The 7,698-nt window shown below is 61.8% G+C and carries 10 protein-coding genes; 8 read left to right on the plus strand and 2 right to left on the minus strand.

What is annotated here, in order from left to right; translation table 11 throughout:
- Both VJR68_RS20100 and VJR68_RS20105 read right to left on the minus strand, forming a co-directional pair.
- A partial coding sequence (locus VJR68_RS20100) for a ferrous iron transporter B (protein ID WP_324150530.1) occupies window positions 1–941 on the minus strand: 941 nt, incomplete at its 3' end.
- Window positions 938–1,177 carry a FeoA family protein gene (locus VJR68_RS20105; RefSeq protein WP_324150532.1) on the minus strand — a complete coding sequence of 80 codons (240 nt, stop codon included), beginning with the start codon at window positions 1,175–1,177 and terminating at the stop codon, window positions 938–940. The genes VJR68_RS20105 and VJR68_RS20100, both read right to left, overlap by 4 nt.
- Before the next feature lie 133 nt (window positions 1,178–1,310).
- On the opposite strand from VJR68_RS20105, the gene VJR68_RS20110 reads away from it, so the two are divergent.
- The 8 genes from VJR68_RS20110 to VJR68_RS20145 all read left to right on the plus strand — a co-directional run.
- On the plus strand, window positions 1,311–1,607 hold the full coding sequence (locus tag VJR68_RS20110) for a type II toxin-antitoxin system ParD family antitoxin (protein ID WP_324150534.1): 297 nt from the start codon (window positions 1,311–1,313) through the stop codon (window positions 1,605–1,607).
- On the plus strand, window positions 1,604–1,945 hold the full coding sequence (locus VJR68_RS20115) for a type II toxin-antitoxin system RelE/ParE family toxin (protein ID WP_324150536.1): 342 nt from the start codon (window positions 1,604–1,606) through the stop codon (window positions 1,943–1,945). The genes VJR68_RS20110 and VJR68_RS20115 overlap by 4 nt, the downstream gene beginning before the upstream one ends.
- Window positions 1,946–1,995: 50 nt before the next feature.
- The gene (locus tag VJR68_RS20120) at window positions 1,996–2,778 is read left to right on the plus strand and encodes an enoyl-CoA hydratase-related protein (protein ID WP_324150538.1); all 783 of its coding nucleotides are present in this window, start codon (window positions 1,996–1,998) and stop codon (window positions 2,776–2,778) included.
- Between the two features lie 118 nt (window positions 2,779–2,896).
- Entirely contained in the window at window positions 2,897–3,412 is a 516-nt protein-coding gene (locus tag VJR68_RS20125; RefSeq protein ID WP_324150541.1) for a cupin domain-containing protein, read from the plus strand.
- 156 nt (window positions 3,413–3,568) lie between these two features.
- Window positions 3,569–5,566, plus strand: coding sequence for an acetyl/propionyl/methylcrotonyl-CoA carboxylase subunit alpha (locus VJR68_RS20130; RefSeq protein ID WP_324150543.1), 1,998 nt, complete (start codon window positions 3,569–3,571; stop codon window positions 5,564–5,566).
- Window positions 5,567–5,592: 26 nt separating this feature from the next.
- Window positions 5,593–6,486, plus strand: coding sequence for a hydroxymethylglutaryl-CoA lyase (locus VJR68_RS20135; protein ID WP_324150544.1), 894 nt, complete (start codon window positions 5,593–5,595; stop codon window positions 6,484–6,486).
- Window positions 6,487–6,643: 157 nt separating this feature from the next.
- Window positions 6,644–7,129: a GNAT family N-acetyltransferase gene (locus VJR68_RS20140; RefSeq protein ID WP_324150546.1), complete on the plus strand. Its 486-nt coding sequence runs from the start codon at window positions 6,644–6,646 to the stop codon at window positions 7,127–7,129.
- An 11-nt stretch (window positions 7,130–7,140) separates the two neighbouring features.
- Window positions 7,141–7,698: YdeI/OmpD-associated family protein (locus VJR68_RS20145; protein ID WP_324150547.1), on the plus strand; the 558-nt coding region annotated here is incomplete at its 3' end.

A 7,698-nucleotide genomic window follows, 5' to 3' on the forward strand; every position in this document is an offset into this window, starting at 1 on the left:
AGCAGGAATGCTGCACGCGGCAGATAACCCGACTCCTCCAGCATAAGAATGAAGAAGAACAGCACCAGAATCACCGGCAAAAAGCCAAGCACCGTGCCCAGGCCACCGAAGATGCCGCTTACCACCAGATCGTGGATCGGACCGGCCGGCAACACCACGGCGGCATGTTCACCGAGCCAGGTGAAACCTTCGCCGATCAAGTCGCTCATCGGCTTGCCGGATGCGTACACCGCCTGGAAGACCAGGAACATCACCACCGCGAGCGTGAGCAAACCGAATACCGGATGCAGCGCCCAGCGATCGAGCGCATCGTCGATGGCGGCCGTGGCGCGCGGCATGGTGACGGTGGCCGCCATCAACTGGCGTACTTCATCGTGCAGATTGGCGCGGCTTTCCGGATCGTCCGGCAACGCAAGCGGTGCTTCCGGCAAATCGCCATCCACACGCTCGACCAGCGCACGTGTACCGCCGCGCTTCACCGCAATCGTTTCCACCACGGGAATGCCGAGGCGACGCTGCAGTTCCGGCACATCGATGGTGATGCCGCGATGGCGCGCGGCGTCCATCATGTTCAAGGCGAGCACAACGGGACGGCCAAGCCGTTTCACTTCCAGCACAAAGCGCAGATGCAGGCGCAGGTTGGTGGCATCCGCCACGCAAATGATGAGGTCGGGCGCTGCTTCGCCGGGATAGTTGCCTTCCAGCACGTCGCGGGTGATCTGCTCGTCCGGGCTGGCGGCGTCGAAGCTGTAGGTACCGGGCAGATCCAGGATCTGCATTACGCGGCCGGACGGCGCCGTGAATCGCCCCTCCTTGCGCTCCACCGTGACACCGGCGTAATTGGCCACTTTCTGGCGTCCGCCGGTGAGCTGGTTGAACAGCGCCGTCTTGCCGCAATTGGGATTGCCGACCAGGGCGATGCGCAGCGTATCGGCGCTCATGCAACCTCCCGCACGGTAACCCGCGCCGCTTCGGCACGACGCAACGCAAAGCGGGTCGAGCCAATCTGGATCAACAGCGGATCCGCGCCCACTGGGCCACGCGCAACCAGCTTCACGTGTTCACCGGCCACAAAGCCCAGGTCGCGCAGGCGTTGCGCGATCAGGTCATTGGCATGGGCATCGTCGACTCGTTCCACCACGGCGTTAGCACCTTTCGGCAAATCGGACAGGCGCACAGTTGTTACGCTTCTAAATAAGAATGGTTCGCATTGTATCCTCTTTTCGCATTGGGTGCAGGAGCTCCATTTTCGGGACCCGGCAGGAAATAGTAGGATTGAGTCCTACTCAATCACTCCGGAAGATGCGTTTATGCCACGTATCGCCAGTAAACAGCTCAGCATCACCCTGCCCGTTGAGATGGCCAATTTGCTCCAGGCCAAGGTTGAGGCCGGCGAATATGCCTCCGTCAGCTCGGCCATCCAGGATGCGGTACGGCTTGCGCAAGCCCGCGACCGGGCGTTCGAAAACGCCATCGAAAATTGGCTGCATACGGAAGTGGCAGCGGCTTACGATGCACTCAAAGTAGACCCAAGCCGGGGGCTCACCACTGAACAAGTACTTGAGTCACTCGCCAAAGTACGCAAGCAGGGGCGCTCCCGACCATGAGCTACACCGTGGTCTGGGCACCGGAAGCGCACGATCAGCTCATTGAACTTACCAGCCACATCGCCACTGCAGCATCCGAGGAAATCGCCGGCCGCTACATAGGCTCAGTGGTCAGATATTGCGACTCGCTAAAAACGTTTCCTCATCGCGGCAATAAGCGCGACGGCATCCGGCCGGGCATGCGCATTACCCACTATCGAGGGAAAACCATCATCGGCTTCTCCGTAGACAACACGGCCCACACCGTATCCATTCTTGGCATTTTCCATGGTGGCCAAGACTACGAAACGGCCCTGCACCAATCAGTGATTTCCGCCAGCAACCATCTCTCCCCATGACGGAAAGCTTGGTCTACGCTTCGCCACGTCTCCTCCCGCATGGATGTCCCATGACCACCATCCAGATCGCCGACCACGCCGGTATCCGCGAACTCCGCCTCAATCGCCCGGACGTGCACAACGCCTTCGACGATCGGCTGATCGCCGAACTCACCGCGGCTTTGCAGGATGCCGGCGGCGATCCTGCCGTACGTGTCGTGGTGCTGACCGGGGTGGGGGCGAGCTTTTCGGCCGGCGCGGACCTGAATTGGATGCGCGGCATGGCCAAGGCCAGCGAAGCAGAAAACCGTGAAGATTCCCTGCGTCTGGCAGCGCTGATGCGCACGCTGCAATTTCTGCCCAAGCCCACCGTCGCCCGCGTCAACGGCGCGGCGTACGGCGGCGGCGTGGGATTGATCGCCTGCTGCGATATCGCCATCGGCGTGAATACGGCCAAATTCGGTCTTACCGAGGTAAAGCTGGGCTTGGTGCCTGCCGTGATTTCGCCGTATGTGATGGCGGCCATCGGCGTGCGCCAGGCACGGCGCTTGTTCCTGACCGGTGAAATCTTCGATGCGGAAACGGCGATGAACATCGGCTTGTTGCACGAAGCAGTCTCCGCCGAATATCTGGACGACACCGTGCACGGCGTGCTCAAGCAGCTCGCCAAGGCAGGTCCCGTGGCGCAGCGCGAAGCCAAGCAACTTGCCTTCAACATGCACGGGCTCACGGAACCCGTGGCCGAACGCATCGACCATGACAACGCGGCATTGATCGCTCGGCTGCGCGTATCGGGAGAAGGCCAGGAAGGGCTAGGCGCCTTTCTCGACAAACGCGCCGCTGCCTGGGTTTAAGGCACGCTGGCAACAGCGGTGCGTAGGCTGGGATGAAATCCCAGCTTTGTTGTAACTCTGGGTGCTGGGATTTCATCCCAACCTACGTGCAGTTTCCTCCCCACTTACGAGGCACGCCATGAAACGCATCATCAACATCGCCGACGTCGACCTGCAGCCACGCCCGCCCGCCTTCGCCGCCACCGGTGATGCGGCGCAACGCTTCGATGCCCGCATGGGTCGCGTGTCCATGCAACTGGGTGCGGAGAAGCTCGGCTACAACATCACCGCGGTGCCGCCCGGCATGCGCGCGTTTCCACTGCACAACCATCGCGTCAACGAGGAAATGTTTTTCATCCTGGAAGGTGAAGGGGAGATTCGCGTCGGCAGCGAGCGCCACCCTATCCGCCAGGGCGACATCATTGCCTGCCCGCCCGGCGGTCCGGAAAGCGCGCATCAGATCATCAACACTGGATCGGTTGAAATGCGCTACCTCGCGGTGAGCAGCAAGCTTTCGCCGGAGATCTGCGAATACCCGGATTCCAACAAGTACGGCATCCTGGGCGAATTCGGGCCGGATGCGGAAGGCAAGCCGCAGATGATTCGCATCGTGATGCGCCAAGGCGATACGACGGATTACTGGGAAGGCGAATAGCCCGTAGGTTGGGGTGCGAACCCCAACATCGCCATCCCGATGGACATGGCAGCGTTGGGGTTCGCACCCCAACCTGCGAACATGCTGCGCCGCGCATCGGCGAAGTCATGCAATTCTGCTAGTTTTATGGGCTTTGCAGCTTCTGCGAGCCCCCGCATGTTCGAGCGCGTACTGATTGCCAATCGTGGCGAGATCGCCTGCCGCGTGATCCGCACCTGCCGGCGTCTGGGCATTCACACCATTGCGGTGTATTCGGAAGCGGACAAGGACGCGCAGCACGTGCGGCTCGCCGACGAAGCCTGGCCGATCGGCGGACCGCGACCGGCCGAATCCTATTTGCGCGGCGATGCCATGCTTGAGGTCGCAAAAAAATCCGGCGCGCAAGCCATCCATCCCGGTTACGGCTTTCTTTCCGAAAACACCGCGTTCGCACGTGCGTGCACCGAAGCCGGCGTCACGTTTATCGGCCCACGCCCGGAAAGCATCGACGCGATGGGTTCCAAGGCCGCCGCCAAGGCGTTGATGGAACATCATCGCGTGCCACTGGTGCCGGGTTATCACGGCGAAAACCAGGACACCGGTTTCCTCGCCGAACAAGCACGCAAGACGGGTTTTCCGCTGATGATCAAGGCCGCCGCTGGCGGCGGCGGCAAGGGCATGCGCATCGTGCGCACGGAGAAGGAATTCGCCGATGCCCTGGCGTCCGCGCAGCGCGAAGCGGCCAGCTCGTTCGGTGATACGCGCGTGATCCTGGAGCGCTACGTCGAACATCCGCGCCATATCGAATTCCAGGTGTTCGGCGACACGCACGGCAGCGTGATCCACCTCAACGAACGCGAGTGTTCCGCACAACGCCGTTATCAGAAAGTGCTGGAGGAAACGCCCTCCCCCTTCCTCAATGCCGAACGCCGCAAGGCGATGGGCGAGGCGGCAGTGGCCGCCGCGAAAGCCGTGAATTACGTCGGCGCCGGCACGGTGGAATTTATCGTGGGCCAGGATGGCACCTTCTATTTCATGGAGATGAATACGCGCCTGCAGGTGGAGCATCCGGTTACCGAGGAAACGCTGGGCCTGGACCTGGTGGAATGGCAATTGCGCATCGCAGCGGGCGAAGCGTTGCCGTTACGGCAGGAGCAAGTCCAGGCGCGCGGCCATGCGATTGAAGTACGTCTGTACGCCGAGGATCCCGATCAGAATTTCCTGCCTGGCTCGGGCAAGCTGCGCCGCTTGCGGCTGCCCGCGCCATCGCGCCACGTGCGGTTGGATGGTGGCGTGATCGAAGGCGACACGGTAACGATTTTTTACGATCCGATGATCGCCAAGCTGATCGTTTATGACACCGATCGCACGCAAGCGCTGCAACGCCTTCGCGAAGCCTTGGCCGAATGCGAGATCGTCGGGCCGAAATCCAACATCGCATTTCTTGAGCGATTGGTGCGTCACCCGGTCGTCGTCGAAGGCCGCATCGACACGGGCTACCTCGATCGCCACCTTGATGAATTTCTAACCGGCGATACGGCACCCTCTGAACATGTCCTGTTCGCTGCCGCTACCGCCGCACTGCTTTGCGACGAACGCAAGCTCGTCGCCGCCTCCAGGCATGGCAATGATCCGTATTCGCCCTGGTCGCGTGCGGATGCATGGCGCGTCGGGCATGCCGGCAAACGCATCGTTGCGCTTACCTTGCGCGAGCAGCGTCATGAAATCGAGGCGTTTGGCCATGATGGCGACTACCGCCTGCAGCATGGCGCATCGCACTGCGACGTGCGCGGCGCGCGCTTTGAGGGCGACATGCTCAGCGCACGTTTCGATGCGCGAAGCGTTCGGCTGCGCGTCCATGCCGACGAAGAACGCATCACCTTGCACGCTGCCAACGGCCAGCGTCACGCTTTCGCCCGTGCAGCAGCGTTTGCGTGGGAATCCAAGGAAGGCGTCGGTGGCAACCAGATCGTCGCGCCCATGCCGGGCCGCGTCGTGCTGGTCAAGGCTAAGGCGGGCGACACGGTGGAAGAAGGACAGGAATTGCTGGTGATGGAAGCCATGAAAATGGAACTGGCCTTGAAGGCGCCGCGCGCAGGTACCATTGATAGCGTCAGCGCAACCCAAGGCGAGTTCGTGGAAGCCGATGCTGTACTCGTTCGCTTCGCGTCGTAACCGCCACCGGGTTGCAGGAGTTTGGTATGACCCATGATGTTCGTATCGTCGAAGTCGGGCCGCGCGATGGCTTGCAGAACGAAAAAACCCTGCTGCCGCCGGACATCAAGATTGCGCTGATCGATCGGCTTTCCTCCACGGGCTTGAAGACCATCGAAACTACCAGCTTCGTCAGCCCGCGCTGGGTGCCGCAGCTGGCGGACGCGGCGGAAGTATTCCGCAACATCCGCAAGGTGCCTGGGGTGACCTACCCGGTATTGGTGCCGAACGAACAAGGCTATCGCATTGCACGCCAGGCCGGCGCCACCGAGGTGTCGGTCTTCACGGCCGCCTCCGAAGCATTCAATCGCGCCAACATCAACGCCTCCATTGCCGAATCGCTGGAGCGCTTCGAGCCGGTACTGGAAGAAGCCAAGGCGGAAGGCGTGAAGGTGCGTGGCTACGTCTCCACCGCCCTGGGTTGCCCCTATCAAGGCGAAGTGGCTATCGCTGACGTCGTCAACGTGGCCAAGCGGCTGTATGAGATGGGCTGCTACGAGGTTTCCGTCGCCGACACCATCGGCGTCGGTACACCGGCCAAGGCCCGCGCGATGCTGCATGCGGTAGCGCAGGAAATTCCCATGCACGCACTGGCTGTGCACTTCCACGACACCTACGGCCAGGCCCTGGCGAACATCCTCGCCTGCCTGGAAGAAGGTGTGCGCGTGGTGGATAGCGCCGTCTCCGGCACGGGCGGTTGCCCGTATGCAAAAGGCGCCAGCGGCAACGTCGCCACCGAAGACGTCGTCTACATGTTGCACGGCATGGGCATGCAGACAGGTATCAATCTGGACATGCTGGTAGCGACCGGTGCGTGGCTTTCGGCGCAACTCAACAAACCGACGGCGAGCCGGGTGACCAAGGCGCGCACGACGGCCTGAGCGCAGGCTGGTATCCGTAGGTTGGGGTGCGAACCCCAACAGCGCCATGTGTGTGAGATCGGGGTGTTGGGGTTCGCACCCCAACCTACAGGGCTGGGATGGCATCCCAACCTTCGACCGATCCACTTCCCGGCACAGAGCTGATAACTTTCCGCTCATGCCCGACTTCACCATCCGCCCGCTCGAGCCACGCGACAGTGCCGCTGTCGCCAACATCATCCGCACCGTCATGCCTGAATTCGGCGCTGACGGGCCGGGCTTCGCCATCCACGACCCCGAAGTCGATGACATGCACGCCGCCTATGCGCGCCCTGGCAGTGCGTATTTTGTGGTGGAACGCGACGGCATCGTCGTCGGTGGCGGCGGTATCGCGCCGCTGGATGGTGGCGCGGTGGACGTATGCGAATTGCGCAAGATGTACTTTCTGCCTGGCGCGCGCGGCATCGGCGCCGGTGCCGCGATGATGCAGCGTTGCCTGGATGCGGCACGCCGCTTCGGTTTCAAGCGCTGCTACATCGAAACGCTGACCGGCATGGACGCGGCGCAATCGCTCTATCGAAAACACGGCTTCACCCAGCTATGCGAGCCGATGGGCGGCACCGGACATTTCGGTTGCGACCGCTTTTTCATTCTTGAGCTTTAGCAGCAAGGCAGATGATGGCCAGCCACGATCCACGCGTCGACGCCTATATCGCCAAAGCGCCGGATTTCGCCCAGCCCATCCTGGAACACCTGCGCGCGGTAGTGCATGCCGCCTGTCCATCGGTGGAGGAAAGCATCAAATGGAGTTGCCCGCATTTTCTCTACCAGGGCAAGCTGCTGTGCTCGATGGCCGCGTTCAAGCAACATTGCGCGTTCCATTTCTGGCACGGCAAAGATGTGGTGGGTGGCTCGGAAAAGGAGGGGATGGGCCAGTTCGGCAAGCTCACGTCCATCAAAGAGTTGCCAACCAAGAAAGAACTGCTTGCCTACGTACGCAAGGCCATGACCTTGCGCGAGGCCGGCGCAACACGGCAACGCGCTACGCCAGTACGCAAACCGCCGCTCAAAGTGCCCGACGATTTCGCCGCGCCACTGAAAAAGCACACCGCCGCACGCAAGGTGTTTGAAGCCTTCAGCCCGAGCGCGCAACGCGAATACGTCGAGTGGATTACCGAAGCGAAGACCGACGCCACGCGCCAGAAACGTATCGCCACCTCCTTGGAATGGCTG

The sequence above is a fragment of the Dyella sp. genome, assembly GCF_035277725.1.
Lineage (GTDB): Bacteria > Pseudomonadota > Gammaproteobacteria > Xanthomonadales > Rhodanobacteraceae > Dyella_B.